Origin of the sequence: Cellulomonas telluris, from assembly GCF_004886325.1 — a bacterium.
Taxonomy (GTDB): Bacteria; Actinomycetota; Actinomycetes; order Actinomycetales; family Cellulomonadaceae; genus Cellulomonas; species Cellulomonas telluris.
The window spans coordinates 1-609 of record NZ_QXFN01000042.1 but is presented as its reverse complement, the minus strand read 5'-3'; the positions used below and the strand labels follow the sequence as shown (position 1 = coordinate 609).

Sequence of the window (609 nt, the reverse complement as noted above, 5' to 3'; positions counted from 1 at the left end):
ATGAAAAATAAAAGAGAACTAGCGAAATTGTGGTTTGCCATTAACCATCTTAGTTCTGGCATGTTATCTCGATAAAGTTGAATGAAATTAAGATTCTTTTTTTCACTTTCTTTTTTCTGTTGATCTTGTTCATTTTTTTCATCTAGTTCTAATAATTTTTGAAGTTTTTTAAATTCATCCGCGTTTAATTCTATAGTGATTTTTTCTTGGGAGTTCTTGTCCATTTTTCCACCCCTTTTTTGCAAGAAGGTATCACACTATGATACCTATATGTATAATCTTTGTTATATCCTATAACATGACCTGATATATGTAAAGACAAATTTGTTATATTCTTCTACAAATAGGTATCACAAGCTATGTTACCTATAGGTATCACACTATGATACCTATTAAACTCTGAAACCCTTATATATCAAGGCTTCTCTTACGTTCCCTTTCTATATCTCCTAATAGGGTTTTTCTCCACGCAATGGGCAGGTAGTATTTTTTGAGAAACCCACTCAAAAAATCTCCACCTTTTTTCCATTGCATTCCGAAATTCGGCTGGTTTTTAGCTTTCGCCAAGCCGAACAGACCAAAAACGAGGTTAAGTTGCCCGACTTGGAC

Annotated in this window: 2 protein-coding genes; both read right to left on the bottom strand. The window is 33.5% G+C overall.

The window, feature by feature from the left end; all coding sequences use genetic code 11:
* On the bottom strand, window positions 1–224 hold a 224-nt coding region (locus FB586_RS18640; protein WP_442319899.1), incomplete at its 3' end, for a hypothetical protein.
* A 184-nt stretch (window positions 225–408) separates the two neighbouring features.
* A partial coding sequence (locus tag FB586_RS19855; RefSeq protein ID WP_136520849.1) for a hypothetical protein occupies window positions 409–609 on the bottom strand: 201 nt, incomplete at its 5' end.